Consider the following 16661-nt stretch of genomic DNA (forward strand, 5'->3'; position numbering starts at 1 on the left):
GAGGTCGTGCGGTCGATCCGCCCGATGCGCTCGCTCACGTAGTTTCTCCTTGTTCGATAGGAAGATCCAGCACCTCGGTGAGAGCATCCCGGAAGGCGTCCATCTCGGTCGGCGTGCCGATCGAGACCCGCAGCCAGCCAGCCGGGCCGACCTCGCGAATCAGCACTTCACGATCGACGAGCTGCTGCCAGACGTCGTGCCGATCGGGGGTGAATCCGCCGAAGAGCACGAAGTTCGCGTCCGAGTCAGCGACCTGCAGCCCCATCGAACGTAGCCAGTGAGCGGTCTCATCTCGGGTGTCGCGGAGCTCGTCGACTCGGGCCAGCAGCTCCGCGCTGTTGGCCAGAGCCACCCGCGCCACCGCCTGACTCACAGCCGACAGGTGGTACGGCAACCGTACGATGCGCACCGCGTCGACGATCTCCGCACGGGCCGCGAGGTAACCCAGTCGCCCGCCGGCCAGCGCGAAGGCCTTGCTCATCGTCCGCGTCACCACCAGGTTCGGGTAGCGCGGAAGCAGTTCGAGGGCACTCGGGGTGCCGGCCCGGCGGAACTCGCCGTAGGCCTCGTCCACGACCACGATGCCGCCGACGGCGAGGGCGGCCCCGCAGATCGCCTCGATGCGCTGCAGCGGCAGCGCGGTCCCGGTCGGGTTATTGGGTGAGGCGAGCAGGATCACCGAGGGCTCCTCCCGCGCGATGAGTGCCAGCGCCGCATCCAGCTCGATGGTGAAGTCCTCGGCCCGCTGCCCGACGACCCAGCGGGTGTGCGTGTCCCGGGCGTACTCCGGATACATCGAGTACGTGGGGGTGAACGAGAGTGCGGTTCGTCCAGGGCCGCCGAAGGCCAGCAGCAGTTGCACCATCACCTCGTTCGAGCCGTTGGCCGCCCACACCTGGGTGCCGCGCAGACCGTGGCCGAGGTAGGTCGCGAGATCCTCGCGCAGCGCGACGGCATCCCGATCGGGGTAGCGATTGAGCTCGCCGGCCAGCTCGCGCACCGCATCGGCCATCTCCGCAGCGACCCGGGCCGACGGCGGGTACGGGTTCTCGTTCACATTCAGCTGCAAGGCGACGTCGAGCTGCGGGGCACCGTAGGGCGTCTCGCCGCGCAGCTCCGGGCGTAGCGGAACGTCGTAATCGCTCGGCAGGACCGGAGCCGGCGAGGTCGAATCGCTCTCGGTGAGGCGCGCCGATACCGCCGCTCCGTGGGCCGGCAGGTCCTCGGCGTTCGACAGCGCCAACACATACGGCGCTGCGGCGACCAGCGCCTCGTGGCTGTACTCGACGAGGTGGACACCCTTGAGAAAGGACTGCACCGACAACCCCGAGGCGTGCCGAGCCGTGCAGCCGGTCGGCAGCACGTGGTTGGAGCCGGCGCAGTAGTCACCCAAGGAGACCGGGGCGTCGGGGCCGACGAAGATGCAGCCGGCGTTGCGAACCCGCTCGGCCCAGTGGCGGGCGTCGCGCGTGATCACCTCCAGGTGCTCGGCCGCGTAGGCATCGACGACGGCGAGGCCCTGCTCGAGGTCACGCACCACGACGGTGGCCGACTGCTCACCCTGCAGCGCCGCGGTGATTCGGTCAGTGTGCTTGGTGAGGCCTACCTGGCGGCTCAGTTCGGCGTCGACGAGGTCGGCCAGGTGCACCGAATCGGTGACCAGGACGGAGGCGGCCAGCGGATCGTGCTCGGCCTGACTGATCAGATCGGCCGCCACGTGCACCGGGTCGGCGGTGGCGTCGGCCAGGATGGCGATCTCGGTCGGGCCGGCCTCGGCGTCGATACCGATCACCCCACGGAGCAGTCGCTTGGCCGCGGCGACGTAGATATTGCCGGGACCGGTGACCAGGTCCACCGGCTCGATCCCGAGCTCGGAGTCCCCGTAGGCGGCGACGGCGATGGCCTGGGCGCCCCCGATCGCGTACACCTCCTCGATTCCGAGCAGCGCGCAGGCGGCGAGGATCGTCGGGTGGGGCAGTCCGCCGAACTCCTTCTGTGCCGGGGAGAAGACGGCGATGGACCCGACACCGGCCACCTGTGCCGGGACGACATTCATCACGACGCTGGACGGGTAGACCGCCAAGCCGCCGGGAACGTAGAGGCCGACCCGTCCGACGGCGATCCAGCGCTCGGTGACGGTGCCGCCCGGTACGACCTGCGTGGTGACATCCTCGCGGCGCTGGGCATTGTGCCCGATCTTGGCCCGTCGGATCGACTCGACTAGAGCGTCTCGGACCTGCGGATCAAGCTGCTCGGCGGCCGAACGGAGCGCGGTGCGGGCCACCAGCGGCACCGGCACATCGACTCCGTCGAAGCGGCGAGTCGCGTCCCGGGCGGCTGAGTAGCCATGCTCACTGACCGCGTTCACCAGGGGCTCGACGACCGACATGGCGGCGGCCACATCCACTTTCGCCCTCGGCAGAACACGCCGGAGATCGGCGGGGGCGGATGAGGTCAGGTCCAATCTGCGCAGCACCCGGCCAGTTTACGGGGCGGCGCCGAGCGGAATTCGCTCAGCGAGTCTCGCCGGCGGAATCAGCACCGGAATCGACACCTGATTCGACGCCCGAGTCGATACCCGAATCGGCGCCGTATCCAGGCGGGAAACCGGTACCGGGGTCATCAGGGTCATCGGAGTCATCAGGGTCATCGGGGTCATCGGGGTCATCGGCGGATTCGCCGTCGCCGCGCCCGAGATCGGCGTGATCATTGAAGAGCACGGCCAGTGTGTAGACGACCACGGCGGCGAAGGCTTCGAAGGCGAGCATCGGCTTGGCGTGGACGGCCAACTGCATCGTGATCACGCTGTTCGGGGCGCCGGTCGCCTTGCCCGAGCCGACCGCGGTGCCGACGACCGAGGTGAGCAGTGCACCGACGAGTCCGCCGACGGCCAGGGCCAGCACCATCAGCGGTCCTCGAGTGCCCCGCCGGCTCCAGGCCACCGCGCCGAAGATCGCGCCGGCCAGCGCGGTGTACAGCGCGAACCGCCCGTCGGAGGCGATGAAGGATTCGGTCTCGTCCGGGATGATCGCGTCCTTCGAGACGACGTAGCCCAGCGGGCGTCCCGGGGCGAAGTGCGCCCAGATGAGCCCCAGGAGGGCGCCGACGACCACGAACGCGACGAGCAGAATCCCGAGCTCGATCATCTCTCGGCGCCGGCTCTGGGGTTCCAATTCGCCGGTAGCACCGCCCGCGCCACCATCGGTAGCGAGGGCTGCCTCGCCCAGCGGTTGGCCAGACGGCGGCGGATAGGCCGGGGCAGAGGATGTCACGTCACTCAGTGTGTCAGTTCTCGATTAGACGAGCATCAGCGAGCACGGCCAGCGGAGCCCGCCACGCGCCGGGCTCAACGATCGGGTCTGCGCCGAGCATGACCAGAGCCGCCGGCTCACCGACGCGCAGCAGACCCGAGCGCATCCGCATTCCGGGAGCCTGGGCCGCGAATTCGGTGGCACTGCGCAGCGCCCCCAACCGGCCGAGACCGGCGTCGGCCAGGCGATCCAGCTCTCGCGGGTCGACCCCGATCGGGGCGCCGGGACGAAGTCCGAAGTCGGTTCCATAGCGCAGCCGCACACCGGCGCGATGCAATGCCGCGGCGTTCGCCGCCGCCTCCCGTCCCTTGCCGGCCGAGAAGAAGGACTGCAGCGTGCTCACGACCGAAATGCCGGCCGCCGCGATCCGGTCGATGAGCTCCTCGGAGAGTCGTTCGGTCGGCGTGTGCGCCAGTTCGTCGACGCCGGCGTCGACCGCCCGGGTCACCATGTCGGCCCGCAGCGCATGAGCCACCACCGCCAGTCCGGTGGCGTGGGCGGCCTGGACGATCGCCTCGAGGATGGTCGGCGAGAGCACCGCGAAGCCGTCGGAGCCGTCCCCCCGATCGAGGATCACCTTGATCACGTCCGCCCCCTCGGCGGCGCACCGGCGGACGAGTTGCTGGGCGTGCCCCGCGGAGTGCACGTACTGCGCGGCCGGGTGGGCTCCCCGACTCTCACCCGGAAAGCCGTCCGGGGCGGTGAGCATCGGCCCGGAGGCGCTGACGAAGGGCAGGGCCGGGGTGGGATCACGACGCCCGGTGCGCAGCCTGGCGGCGCGGGCCGCCGACGACCCCAAGTCACGCAGGCCCAACACCCCGCTACGGGTCAGCGTGTGAAGTACAGTCGGGTCGTCCGGCAGGTGTACGTGCGCGTCACACACAGCCGGGCCGATCCAGGTCTCGCCGCCCCCGATGACCGGGAGGTCGGTGTCGAGGATCTGCGAGCCCACCGGTCCGAGGTAGGAGATCCGACCGCTCGAGTCGATGATGAGCGCTCCGTCGAATGGCTCGCTCGCGCCGCCGGCCCAGATCCGGCCGAGGAGGGTCGCGCCCCCGGCCAACGACTCGCCGACGCTCGTGGGGCGCCGAGTGCGCCGTTGGAACCGCTGCATTCGCGCCGCCACCACTGAGCCGAAGAGCCGTTCGACGCTGGAGGCCGCCGCTCGCGTGCGCAGCCCGCGCCGCTCCGGTGATGTTCGGCCAGCCATCGTGTCATCCTGCCATCTGCAAGGGGGCTCGGGTCGGATCGCCACGATTCTTCTGGCCCGGGCCGGACTGAGCCAGTTCAGCCGGACTGGCCGGATGAAGTCAAGTCAGATCAGGCTCAACCAGGAGCACCCGGGGACAATGCGAGATGCAACGCGTCCAGGTGGGCCGGGGAGACCGCTCGCTCAATCTCGAAGCGCCGCAGCCGCTGCAGCGTAGCGGCGCGTCGGCGCCGGCTGATCAGCCTGACCGCGAGCAGCGGCACCGTAAAACTGCGGCTCGGCACACCGATACGGCGTAGCTCCCGCTGCACGTCGCCCCGGCTCTCGCGCACCAGCCGGCGCATCGTCACCTCGGTCGCGCCGATCGTCTGCGCACCGGCCAGCCGCTGCAGCAGGAACTGCAGCGCGCCGCGAGTCAGCAGCAGCCCGACGGCCACGAGGCCGACCAGAACACCGAACAACTGCGCTCCGTTGACGTAGACGACGATCGACAACGCGAGGACAACCAGCCCGGCGACCAGCAGAAACTTCGCGATGTAGTCGCCGACCACCCGGCTGACCAGGTAGCGAGCCAGCATCCACTGCGACAGTTCGTTGCCCTGCCGGAACGCACCGACCTCCACGTAAGGCCCCTCGCCCGGGTTGGCATGACCAGCCGAATAGCGCCGGCCGCCGCCGTTCGGTTGGCTCGGGAGAATCTCGTAACTCATACCCCTACAACGCTCGGCCCGGCTAGATAGTTCTCACCGACGCGCTGCCGACGCCGAAATCACTCAGCAGCCCGGTGTAGGGCTTTGGATTCGGCGCCGCGAACTCGGCGTGATCTCCGGTTCGCAGCCGCATCGTCACCAGGGACTGCACGAAGAGGGTGGCGGCCGCGACCCCATCCACCACGGGAACGCCGAGAGTCTCAGTGAGCTCGCCGCAGAGATCAGCCATCCCAGCACAGCCAAGCACGATCGCATCGGCGCCGTCGGCCGCGATCGCCCGCCGACACTCGTCGAGGATGAGGCGCTTGGCCTGGGGATCGGTGTCGAGTTCGAGCACCGGGACGTCGCAGGCCCGGACATTGCGGCAGAGCGACTGCACGCCGTATCGCTGCGCGAGCTCCCAGGCCCGCCCGCGGGTGCGATCCAGCGTAGTGATGACGCTGAAGCCGCGGCCGAGGAAACTCGCGGCTCGCAGGCCGGCCTCGGCGATCCCGACCACCGGTCCGCGAGCAATCTCGCGGGCCGCATCCAGCCCCGGGTCACCGAAGCAGGCGATGACATAGCCATCGGCCCCGGCGAGTTCACCGACGGCGATCTCCTGCAGCACGCCCGGAACACTCAGTGCCTCGTCGTAGTGGCTCTCGATCGAGACGGGTCCCATCGACGGACTCACGGCTTCGACCAGTGTGCCCGGGCCGGCTACTGCCCGGGCACACTCACCGATCTTCTCCGTCATCGACCACGTGGTGTTCGGGTTGATGATCTTGATGAACATGGACGCCCTACACCGCCGAGCCGTCGAGCGCGGACTCCATCAGCGGATCCTCGGCCGGCCGCAGTGAACCGTCGGTGAATCGCGAGCGCGCCGCCAGCAGGTAGTAGACGCTCAGGCCGAGAGCCATTCCGACGAACCAGCTGTACTGAGCAGCCGTCGGCATCCAGGAGACGAGGGACTCAGGCGTCAGGACGGGGATCATCGCCACGATGGCGCCGACGGCGGTCGCGATCACCGCCGGCGGGTTGACGCCGTTGCGATAGAAGTAGCGTCCTCGCTCGGAGAGGGTGAAGAGGTCGTCGACGACCACCCGCTGCTTACGTACCAGGTAGAAGTCGGCGATCAGCACACCGAAGAGCGGACCGATGAAGGCGCCGAGAGTCTCCAGCGTGTACTTGATGACCTCCGGGCTGTTGTAGAGGTTCCACGGGGTGATGAGGACCGAGCCGACGGCGGCGATCATGCCGCCCATCCGCCAGCTGATCCGCTGCGGGCTGACATGGGAGAAGTCGAAGGCCGGCGAGATGAAGTTGGCGACGATGTTGATGCCCATGGTGGCGATGACGAAGGTGAGCGCGCCGAGCACAATCGCAAACGTGCTGTCGATCTTCGCGACGGTCTCGATCGGGTCGGTCGTCAACGTGCCGAAGACCGGGATGGTCAGCGAGGTGGTGAAGACGACGAGGAGGGAGAAGAGCAGGAAATTAACCGGCAATCCGAGGAAGTTCCCCTTCTTCACCGCCGAGAAGCTCTTTCCGTAGCGGGCGAAGTCACCGAAGTTCAGCATCGGCCCGGAGAAGTAAGAGACGACCAGCGCAATCGCACCGAGGGTCACCGACACCGCTTCCCATCCACCCTTGTGAACGCTTCCGATGTCGAGGGTGAGCTTGCTCCAGCCGGCTTTGTGGATCAAGTAGCCGAGCAGGCAGAACATCACGATGTAGACGGCCGGCCCGCAGAAGTCGATGAACTTGCGGATGGTCTCCATGCCGGTCCAGAAGATGGCCGCCTGCAGCACCCAGAGGATCGCGAAGGTCACCCAACCCAGGAGCGGCAGACCGAGGAAGCCGTAGTCCGCGGTGACGTTGTACTTGGCCAGCGAGGGGAACAGCTTGATGAGGACGACGGTGAGAGCCAGCGACGCGAGGTAGGTCTGAATGCCGTACCAGGCTACCGCGATCAATCCCCTGATAACTGCGGGCACATTGGCGCCGCGAACGCCGAAGACGCTGCGGCAGATGACCGGGTACGGGACGCCGGTGAGCTGGCTCGGCTTGGCGACGAGGTTGCAGAAGATGTTGACGATAGTGATTCCGGCGAGCAGCGCGAAGAGCACCTCCCACGGGCTTAGCCCGAGAAAGAAAAGACTTCCCGCCGTGATGTATCCACCGACGCTGTGCACATCGGACATCCAGAAGGCGAAGATGTTGTACGCGCCCCAGGTCTGCTTCTTCAGCGGCGCCAAGTCTTCGTTGGTCAGGCGCGGGTCGTAGCCCGGCTTGATGAGGCCGCCGCCGATCGGCGCGCCGGCGGCCTCGACCAGATCGTTGTGGCCGGGCGTGGATCCCGGCGGGAGGCCGCCGGCCCGGGTGGCGGCCAGCGGTTGCGCGGTGGACTGTTTAGGTGCGGCGGTGTCGGTCATCGAGGCTCCTACCCGGAACAAGCGGACGAGTCGGTATCGGGCGCCTCGCCATTGAGGGCACCTCGAAACTAACTACGCCGTGTTGCACTCCGATGACTAAAGAGATATATCCGTTGCCGCTTCGGATAAATCTGATTGCACCGCCTCCTCCGAGAACAGCCCGGTGTCACGCGGAAGCGAGGCGATCAAACCCTGCAGGCGACGGTGATGCATCTGGGAGGCGGCGATCAGGGCCTCGCCGTCGCGGCGCACGAATGCGTCCAGCATCTGCTGGTGATCCGCGTGCAGCAACGCCCGATCCGCCGGTGGCACGTAACTCATCGGCTGCAGCGGTTCGGTGATGTTCCAGGCCGAGGAGAACATGTGCAGCAGACGCTGCATTCGTGAGGGGGTGAGCAACGCCAGATGGAATCGTCGGCTCTGCCGATGGTAGGCCCGCGGATCGCCGGTTATCACGGCCTGCAGCAGCGCCTCGTGGGCCTGCAGGGCGAGCGCATCGTCCTCAGCAGTGGCGAGTTCAACCGAGCCTCGAAGGGCGGCACCTTCCAGCACTTCGCGCACCAGATAGAACTGCTGAAGCTCGTCCGGCGTCAACTGGGCGACCGTGTACCCAGCCCGTGGCCGGTGCTCGACCAGACCCTCGCCGATCAGCGTCTTCAGCGCTTCGCGCACCGGGATGCGACTGACGTCGAAGCGGTCGGCCACCTCGTCGACCGGCAGCGAGGTGCCCGGAGCGGCGTAGCCGGAGAGAATCACCTTGCGCAGGCCGTCGAGCACGGTCTCCTGCGTGCTTCCGGACGGCTCCGGCGAGAGACGAGCCAGCCATGGCGCCGGCGGTCGGGGAATTCGCATGGTCGCTCCGTCCGAGTCGCGGGGCCGATCAGCCGACGCCGGCGGTCGAACCTGGTGCCGACCTGCTCAGCCGGCGACCGCGTTCGATCCGAGGAGGGCCTTCAGATCACCCATCAATGAGGCTGAGGGGGTGACCCGGTAGTTGTCGCCGACCCTGAGCACATGATTGCGCTCGCCGTTGAGCAACTGCAGGTGTACTTCGGTGGTGCCTGGATGGGCTGAGAGTACTTCCCGGAGGCGATCCACGAGAGGGGGTGTACAGCGAGCCGGCGCGATCGAGACCAGAACGGGACCTCGGGCAACCTCGGCGCCGCCGATCTTGAGATCGGGCACAGTGAGATCACTGACGATCAGTTTCACTGTATCTTCACGGGAGTCCGTGCGACCACGCAGCACCACGACCGCGTCCTCGGCGATGTTGATACCCACCTGCGCGTAGGTGGCGGGGAAGAACATCACGTCGATGGAGCCTTCAAGATCCTCCAGCGTGGCCTGGGCCCACGGCGCTCCGGCCTTCGTCACCCGCCGGTTCACCGACGAGAGAATTCCGGCGACGGTGACGCTCTGCGGCTCATCGGTGGCCTCGGCGATCAGCGTCGCCACCGAGTGATCCGCCGCCGCCGCGAGGACATGTTCCAGCCCGAAGAGAGGATGGTCGGAGACATAGAGGCCGAGCATCTCCCGCTCGAAGGCCAGCAGCACCGACTTGTCCCACTCGATGTCGGGCACCTTGACCGCGAAGACGTCATCCAGTGGCGAGTCCGCGCCACCGTCGCCGAAGCCGAACAGGTCGAACTGCCCGACCGCCTCGGCCTTCTTGGTGTCGAGCACCGCATCGACCGCCGGCTCGAAGACGTTGACCAGGCCGCGCCGCTTGTGCCCGAGCGAGTCGAAGGCACCGGCTTTGATGAGTGCTTCGATGGTGCGCTTGTTGCAGACCACCGCGTCGACCTTGCGCAGAAAGTCGGGGAAATCAAGGAAGTCACCCTTCGCCTTGCGAGAGGCGACGATGGAGGCGACCACGTTTGCGCCGACATTGCGGACGGCGCCCATGCCGAAGCGGATGTCGGTTCCGGTGGGGGTGAAGTTTGCCTGCGAGGAGTTGACGTCCGGCGGCAGCACCTTGATTCCCATTCGGCGGCACTCGGCGAGATACACCGCCGACTTGTCTTTGTCGTCCTTGGTCGAGGTGAGCAGCGCAGCCATGTACTCGGCCGGATAGTTTGCCTTGAGATAGGCCGTCCAGTACGAGACCAGCCCATAGGCCGCCGAGTGAGCCTTGTTGAAGGCGTAGTCGGAGAAGGGCAGCAGCACGTCCCAGAGCGCCTTGATTGCGCCGGCACTGAAGCCGCGCTCCTTCATCCCGGCGCTGAAGGTCTCGTACTGGGCATCCAGCTCGGCCTTCTTCTTCTTGCCCATCGCCCGGCGCAGCAGGTCGGCCGCGCCGAGTGAATACCCGGCCACCTTCTGCGCGACTGACATGACCTGCTCCTGATAGACGATCAGGCCATAGGTCTCACCGAGAATCTCCCCCAGCGGCTCCTCGAGCTCCGGGTGAATCGCGACGACCGGTTTGCGATTGTTCTTGCGATCGGCGTACTCATTGTGCGAGTTCATGCCCATCGGGCCCGGGCGGTAGAGCGCTCCGACCGCCGAGATGTCTTCGAAGGCGTCGGGGCGCATGCTGCGCAGCAGCGCGCGCATCGGACCGCCATCGAGCTGGAAGACACCGAGCGTGTCGCCACGGGCCAGCAACGCGAAGGTGACCGGATCGTCCAGGGTGAGCGTCTCCAGCACCACCTCCTCGCCCCGGTTGGCCTTGATGTTCACCAGCGCATCGTCGAGGACGGTGAGGTTGCGCAGCCCCAGGAAGTCCATCTTGATGAGGCCGAGCTTCTCGCAGGATGGGTAGTCGAACTGGGTGATGATCGCGCCGTCCTGCTCCCGACGCATGATCGGGATCAGGTCCAGCAGCGGTTCGCTCGACATGATGACGCCGGCGGCATGGACGCCCCATTGACGCTTCAAACCCTCCAGACCGGTGGCGGTGTCGACGACCCGCTTCACCTCGGAGTCGGCGTCATAGAGGCTGCGGAACTCGCCACCCTCGTTGTAGCGCTCGTGCGTCTTGTCGAAGATCCGGCTGAGCGGGACGTCCTTGCCCATCACCGCGGCCGGCATCACCTTGGTGATGCGGTCGCCCATGGCGAACGGGTAGCCAAGCACGCGGGAGGCATCCTTGACGGCCTGCTTGGCCTTGATCGTGCCGTAGGTGACGATCTGCGCGACCCGCTCGTCGCCGTACTTCTCGCTGACGTAGCGGATCACCTCGCCGCGGCGGCGTTCGTCGAAGTCGATGTCGAAGTCAGGCATCGAGACGCGGTCAGGGTTGAGGAAGCGCTCGAAGATGAGGCCGTGCTGCAGCGGATCCAGGTCGGTGATGCGCATCGCGTACGCGGCCATCGAACCGGCTCCCGAACCGCGACCCGGTCCGACCCGGATGCCGTTCTTCTTGGCCCAGTTGATGAAGTCGGCGACCACCAGGAAGTAACCCGGGAAGCCCATCTGGACGATAACGTCGACTTCGAAGTCGGCCCGCTTGCGGACCTCGTCCGGAATACCGGCCGGGTAGCGGTAGTGCAGGCCGGTCTCGACCTCCTTGACGAACCAGCTGTGCTCGCTCTCGCCCTCCGGCACCGGGAAGCGGGGCATGTAGTTGGCGTCCTCGTTGAACGTCATGCCGCAGCGCTCGGCGATCAACAGTGTGTTGTCGCAGGACTCCCGCAGGTCGTACTTGTCGGCCCATAGCGAGCGCATCTCGGCCGGGGACTTGAGGTAGTAGGAGTTGCCGTCGAACTTGAACCGGTTCGGGTCGGCCATGGTCTTGCCGGACTGGACGCAGAGCAGCACCTCGTGGGTGTCGGAGTCCTCGGCGTGGGTGTAGTGCAGGTCGTTGGTAGCGACCATTGGCAGGTCGAGGTCCTTGGCCAGACGTAGCAGCCCGTCACGAACTCGCAGTTCGATGTCGAGCCCGTGGTCCATGAGTTCGAGAAAGTAGTTCTCCTTGCCCATGATGTCGCGGAACTCCGCGGCGCTGGCCCGAGCCTTCTCGTAGTCGCCGATGCGAAGCCAGGTCTGGATCTCACCGGACGGGCAGCCGGTGGTGCCGATCAGCCCCTCGGAGTACTCGCTGAGCAGCTCTCTGTCGGCTCGCGGCTTGTAGAAGAAGCCCTCGAGACTTGAGCGTGAGGCGAGGCGGAACAAGTTGTGCATGCCGGTGGTGTTCTCGGCCAGCAGAGTCATATGGGTGAAGGCGCCGCCACCGGAGACGTCGTCGTCGCCGCCCTCATTCCAGCGGACTCGCTTGCGGTCGTAGCGGGAGGTATCGGGTGTGAGGTAAGCCTCCATCCCGATGATGGGCTTGACGCCGGCGTCCTTGGCCTTCTTGTAGAAGTCGAAGGCGCCGAAGACGTTGCCGTGATCGGTCATGGCCAGCGCCGGCATGCCCATCCGGGCGGTCTCGGCGAAGAGTTCGGTGAGTCGGGCCGCCCCGTCGAGCATCGAATACTCGGTGTGTACGTGTAGATGAACGAAGGAATCCGAGTCGCCGTTACTCATGCCGTCACCACGTCCTTGATTGTGCCCTCTGCCTCTGACACTTCTCGACCACGGCACGCCACGAGTCTCTTAGCCTCGACCTCAGCTTGAGCCCATTCGACCATGATTCCCAGGCAGTCATAGGCTCAGCCGATGATCGCGAGCGGAGCCACACCCAGCAGTCTCGGCCACCGGTGACATTCTCCACTCTCGCCCTGATCGGGGTGATCGCGCTTCTCGGCCCGCTGCTGGCGCTGCCGGCGGGCTGGCACCTTCCGGTCGTGCTGGGCGAGCTCCTGGCCGGCCTGCTCTTCGGCGCCACGGGATTGGATCTGGTGCACAGCGGCGACGCGACCTTCACCTTCCTGGCCAGCATCGGATTCGCGCTGGTCATGTTCGTCGCGGGCTCCCGGGTGCCCGTCCGGGACGCCCGCCTTCGCGGAGCGCTGCGCGTCGGGGCGCTGCGGGCGGTCGGCGTTGGGCTGCTCAGCGCCGGCGCCGCATTCGCCATCGCGCGGTCCTTCCATACGGGCCATGCCGGTCTCTATGCCGTGCTGATCGCCTCCTCTTCGGCGGCGCTGGTCTTGCCGATCGTCGATTCGCTGCGCCTGGAGGGCTCGGACGTGCTGGCGCTCCTGGCGCAGGTCGCGATCGCTGACACGGTATGTGTGGTGGCGTTGCCGCTGGCCATCGATCCGGCGCACGCAGCGCGGGCGGCGGTCGGCGCCGTCGTAGTCCTGGCAACCTCGGGCCTGCTCTTCTGGGCACTTCGCAACCTGGACCGCTCCGGCGTCCGGCAACGAGTGCATCGCCTCTCCGAGGACCGGAAGTTCGCCCTCGAACTGCGCATAAATCTGGCGATCCTCTTCGCGCTGGCCGCCCTGGCCGTGCAGGTTCACGTCTCGATCATGCTGGCCGGGTTCTGCTTCGGGCTGGCCGTCGCCGGTGTGGGTGAGCCCCGCCGGCTGGCCCGTCAGCTCTTCGCCATCACCGACGGCTTCCTGGCGCCGCTCTTCTTCGTGTGGCTCGGGGCATCGATCGATCTGGGTGCCCTGGTCCGTCACCCCAAGTTCATCGGGCTCGGGGTCGCGCTGGGCGCGGCCGCCATCCTCTGCCATGCGCTCATGCGGCTCAGTGGCCAGCGGGTCGCACTGGGCACGCTGGCCGCGGCCCAGCTCGGTGTGCCGGTGGCGGCCGCGACATTGGGAACACAGCTGCATCTGCTCGATGCCGGCGAGTCGGCGGCGCTGCTGCTCGGCGCGGTGATCACGATCGCGGCCGCGATTCTGGGCGGCAGTCTGGCCGCTCGTTCACCCAGCCGCACCGGTGAAGCCGCGAGTTGAGCAGACGTCGGTCAGGAGCGGGTGAGGCTTGGTCAGAGCGGGTCAGGACTCCGCCCGCAGCACGTCCAGCGCATGTTGAAGGTCGTCGGGAAGTGGAGCCTCCAGCTCGATCCAATCTCCGGACGACGGGTGGGCGAATCCCAGGGTGCGGGCGTGCAGCCATTGGCGAGTCAGGCCGAGACGACGCGCGAGTGTGGGGTCGGCACCGTAGGTGAGGTCACCGACGCAGGGGTGGCGCACTGCGGCCATATGCACCCGAATCTGATGCGTCCGCCCGGTCTCCAGATGCACGTCGAGCAGTGACGCCGCCCGGAACGCCTCGACCGTGTCGTAGTGGGTGACGCTGGGTCGGCCGCTGGCCACCACTGCGAACTTCCAGTCCGACGAGGGATGGCGGTCGATCGGGGCATCGATGGTGCCACCGCTCGGATCGGGGTGGCCCTGTACCAGTGCGGAGTAACGCTTGTCGACGGTCCGCTCCTTGAAGGCGCGCTTGAGTACGGTGTAAGCCAGTTCGCTCTTCGCGACCACCATCACTCCGGTGGTACCTACATCGAGACGATGCACGATCCCCTGCCGCTCCGAGGCACCAGAGGTGGAGACCCGGTATCCGAGCGCCGCCAGCCCCTGCACCACCGTCGGGCCGGTCCAACCGACACTGGGGTGCGCGGCCACACCGACCGGTTTGTTCACCGCGACCACGTGCTCGTCGTCGTAGAGCAGCGTCATGCCCTCGGCCATCATCGGCTCGGTGGGTGGTCCGGCTGTAGGTTCTGGCATCGTCACGTCCAGGACGGCAGACGCGCTGACCTTGGCCGAGCGGGACGGGACGACGCCGTCGACCAGCACAGCCCCCTCGTCGATGAGCGCAGCGGCCGCCGTACGGGAGAAGCCGAACATCCGGGCCAGCGCCACATCGAGTCGCAGGCCGTCGAGTCCATCCGGCACCGGCATGATGCGCGCGCTCATGAACGAGACCTTCGCGGACGGGCGCCGTCCAGTTCGATGCCCCGTATGGCCAGAATAGCCGCCAAGACCGCACCGCAGACGACGGCCGAGTCGGCGATGTTGAAGATCGGCCAGACGTGACCGTCGTCGGCGAAGACGCTGATCCAGTCGACGACATGGCCCCGACCGACGCTCGGCGCGCGGAAGATTCGGTCGCCCAGATTCCCCAGCGCGCCGCCGAGGATGAGTCCCAATGAGATCGCCCAAGCCACCGACCGTAGCTTCGCGGCGAAGCGGATGATGACCGCAACGATTCCGGCCGCAACCAGGGTGAAGAGCAGAGTTGCCCCGGCGCCGACCGAGAAGGCCGCCCCGGAGTTCCGCGTGTACACCAGGTAGACCACACCGTCGAGGGTGCGCACCGGTGCGTGATTCTTCAGCTTGGCGACCACTAGCGCCTTGCTCAGCACGTCGGCCAACAGCGCCGCCACAGCCACGGCGGCAAAGACACCCAGGCGCCGGGGCCGGGCCGGGGCCGCCTGCACCGGGGTCGTCGCTGTCATCCGGACCGGTTCTTCTCGCGCTGCCGATTCAGCGTCTGCAGCAGTCATGGGTCCTATTGTCGCGCACGTCGCGGGCTCCGATGGACGCCGCCGAGCGCGACCCGGTTCCTCGACCGGCTATCGACGCTCTTCCCGCTGCTTGCAGGCCACGTCCAGCGTCGCCATCGGAAACGCCTGCAGGCGTGCCTTCGGGATCGGCTTGCCACAGCTCTCGCAGTAGCCGTAGGTGCCGGCGTCGACTCGTTCGATGGCGTGCTGAGTCTGGGTGAGCAGGTCAAGCCGGTTGGCCGCGATGCTCAACTCCTGCTCGCGTTCGAAGGTCTTGCTCCCGGCGTCGGCCTGATCGTCGCCGGCACCGTCAGCACTGGACTGCTGGTCGGTCAACTGGCGCATCGATTCGTCGTACTCGTCACGCATGCGCGCGACGTCGGCTACCAGTGCGCTCCTGATTGAAGCCAACTCAGCGTCGGAGAAGTCGACACGGGCCGTTACGGCAGGAGCCGATGAACCGGCGGTGCTAGCGGGGGCGGGGGGCTGCGTGGCGGAGGTCTTCACTTGTGCTGCTTTCTGTGCCGATGCCGTCATGTGCTCCGGTCCCTTACCTGTAACGACACCGGTTGCTGCGGCTGACTTACGAGCCACGGGCGCCGCTGTCGGGGGTTGCTTCGGGACCGCTGCAGACACTGTATTCGTTTCTCCGGCCCTCGCCACGTGCGACGCCTTTTTGGTCGGTGCGACCTTCTTCACTCCGGCCGGCGGGGCTGCCTTCGTCGACCCGACCGGCTTGGCCGGTGCCGCCTTCTTGACCGGTGCGGCCTTCTTCGCGGGCACAGCCTTCTTGGCTGGTGCGACCTTCTTGGCTGGTGCGACCTTCTTGGCTGGTGCTGCCTTCTTGGCGGGTGCGGCCTTCTTGGCTGGTGCTGCCTTCTTCACTGGTGCTGCCTGCTTGGCCACCACCTTCTTTGCGGGGGGCGCCTTCTTAGCCACCGCCTTCTTGGCTGGTGCTGCCTTAGCTGGTGCTGCCTTAGCTGGTGCTGCCTTCTTAGCTGGTGCGGCCTTTTTAGCTGGTGCTGCCTTCTTCGTCGACACCGCCTTCTTAACTGGCACGGCCTTCTTCGTCGCCGCCTTCTTAACTGGCACGGCCTTCTTGGCCGGCACCGCCTTCTTAACTGGCGCGGTCTGCTTGGCAGACGCGGCCTTCTTAGCTGGCGCCGCCTTCTTGACCGGTACCGGACGGGCCGCCGAAGGGGCGCGAGTAGCGGGTACCGCCTTCTTGACCGCCGCTTTCTTGACCGCCGCCTTCTTGACCGCCGCCTTCTTGACCGCGGCCTTCTTGACCGCGGTCTTCTTGACCGCCGCCTTCTTGACCGGCGTCGACTTCGCGGGAGGCTTCTCCCGTGTCGCCTGTTTCGCCGCGCCGGTAGTACCGACGCGTCGCAGGGCTCGTCCTAGTCGTCCGACGGCTGTCATTTTGCTTACCATCTCCTTGGCAGAGCACAGACATAACACGGAATCCCACAAAGGTGGCTAAGGATACGAGGCGCATGAATCGTTGCGCTAGTGTCCACGCCGAAGTTTTGCTATCGAATTGTTACAGCCAGCAACGAAAACGAGCGGCGGCACGCTCAAAGCGGATGCGACCTTTCATGCGCACCGGCTAAGCTGACAGCGCAGAAACGTGCAGTACCCCCGCGAAGACGAGGACAAGTA

12 protein-coding genes and 1 pseudogene are annotated in these 16661 nt (G+C 66.9%); 1 reads left to right on the forward strand and 12 read right to left on the reverse strand.

Going from position 1 to position 16661, the window contains the following annotated elements:
* Positions 1-34: 34 nt before the first annotated feature.
* From CPH63_RS23790 to dnaE, 9 genes and pseudogenes are all read right to left on the reverse strand, one after another.
* Entirely contained in the window at positions 35-1150 is a 1116-nt protein-coding gene (locus CPH63_RS23790; RefSeq protein WP_172892325.1) for a histidinol-phosphate transaminase, read from the reverse strand.
* An 18-nt stretch (positions 1151-1168) separates the two neighbouring features.
* A pseudogene (gene hisD, locus CPH63_RS23795) lies at positions 1169-2476 on the reverse strand (histidinol dehydrogenase); the annotation flags it as partial.
* Positions 2477-2513: 37 nt separating this feature from the next.
* The gene (locus CPH63_RS17265) at positions 2514-3272 is read right to left on the reverse strand and encodes a DUF2567 domain-containing protein (RefSeq protein ID WP_157749621.1); all 759 of its coding nucleotides are present in this window, start codon (positions 3270-3272) and stop codon (positions 2514-2516) included.
* 13 nt (positions 3273-3285) lie between these two features.
* Positions 3286-4521 carry an amidohydrolase family protein gene (locus CPH63_RS17270; RefSeq protein WP_096304052.1) on the reverse strand — a complete coding sequence of 412 codons (1236 nt, stop codon included), beginning with the start codon at positions 4519-4521 and terminating at the stop codon, positions 3286-3288.
* A gap of 116 nt (positions 4522-4637) precedes the next feature.
* Positions 4638-5231: a hypothetical protein gene (locus tag CPH63_RS17275; RefSeq protein ID WP_096304053.1), complete on the reverse strand. Its 594-nt coding sequence runs from the start codon at positions 5229-5231 to the stop codon at positions 4638-4640.
* A 22-nt stretch (positions 5232-5253) separates the two neighbouring features.
* Positions 5254-6006 carry an aspartate/glutamate racemase family protein gene (locus CPH63_RS17280; protein ID WP_096304054.1) on the reverse strand — a complete coding sequence of 251 codons (753 nt, stop codon included), beginning with the start codon at positions 6004-6006 and terminating at the stop codon, positions 5254-5256.
* A gap of 7 nt (positions 6007-6013) precedes the next feature.
* On the reverse strand, positions 6014-7648 hold the full coding sequence (locus CPH63_RS17285; RefSeq protein WP_096304055.1) for an NCS1 family nucleobase:cation symporter-1: 1635 nt from the start codon (positions 7646-7648) through the stop codon (positions 6014-6016).
* Between the two features lie 96 nt (positions 7649-7744).
* Positions 7745-8500 (reverse strand): GntR family transcriptional regulator, encoded by a 756-nt coding sequence (locus CPH63_RS17290; protein WP_096304056.1) that lies wholly within the window; start codon positions 8498-8500, stop codon positions 7745-7747.
* A 66-nt stretch (positions 8501-8566) separates the two neighbouring features.
* Entirely contained in the window at positions 8567-12118 is a 3552-nt protein-coding gene (gene dnaE, locus CPH63_RS17295) for a DNA polymerase III subunit alpha (RefSeq protein WP_096304057.1), read from the reverse strand.
* 173 nt (positions 12119-12291) lie between these two features.
* Here dnaE and CPH63_RS17300 point away from each other — a divergent pair, with 173 nt between their 5' ends.
* The gene (locus tag CPH63_RS17300) at positions 12292-13440 is read left to right on the forward strand and encodes a cation:proton antiporter (protein WP_096304058.1); all 1149 of its coding nucleotides are present in this window, start codon (positions 12292-12294) and stop codon (positions 13438-13440) included.
* A gap of 42 nt (positions 13441-13482) precedes the next feature.
* On the opposite strand, the gene CPH63_RS17305 is transcribed toward CPH63_RS17300, so the two are convergent.
* The 3 genes from CPH63_RS17305 to CPH63_RS22410 form a co-directional block, all read right to left on the reverse strand.
* Entirely contained in the window at positions 13483-14394 is a 912-nt protein-coding gene (locus CPH63_RS17305) for an RluA family pseudouridine synthase (RefSeq protein ID WP_096305240.1), read from the reverse strand.
* An 11-nt stretch (positions 14395-14405) separates the two neighbouring features.
* Positions 14406-14999, reverse strand: a complete 594-nt coding sequence (gene lspA / locus CPH63_RS22405) for a signal peptidase II (RefSeq protein WP_157749622.1) — start codon at positions 14997-14999, stop codon at positions 14406-14408.
* A gap of 69 nt (positions 15000-15068) precedes the next feature.
* Positions 15069-16421 carry a TraR/DksA C4-type zinc finger protein gene (locus tag CPH63_RS22410; protein WP_197704410.1) on the reverse strand — a complete coding sequence of 451 codons (1353 nt, stop codon included), beginning with the start codon at positions 16419-16421 and terminating at the stop codon, positions 15069-15071.
* Positions 16422-16661 lie beyond the last annotated feature (240 nt).

Origin of the sequence: Jatrophihabitans sp. GAS493, assembly GCF_900230215.1 — a bacterium.
Classification (GTDB): domain Bacteria; phylum Actinomycetota; class Actinomycetes; order Mycobacteriales; family Jatrophihabitantaceae; genus MT45.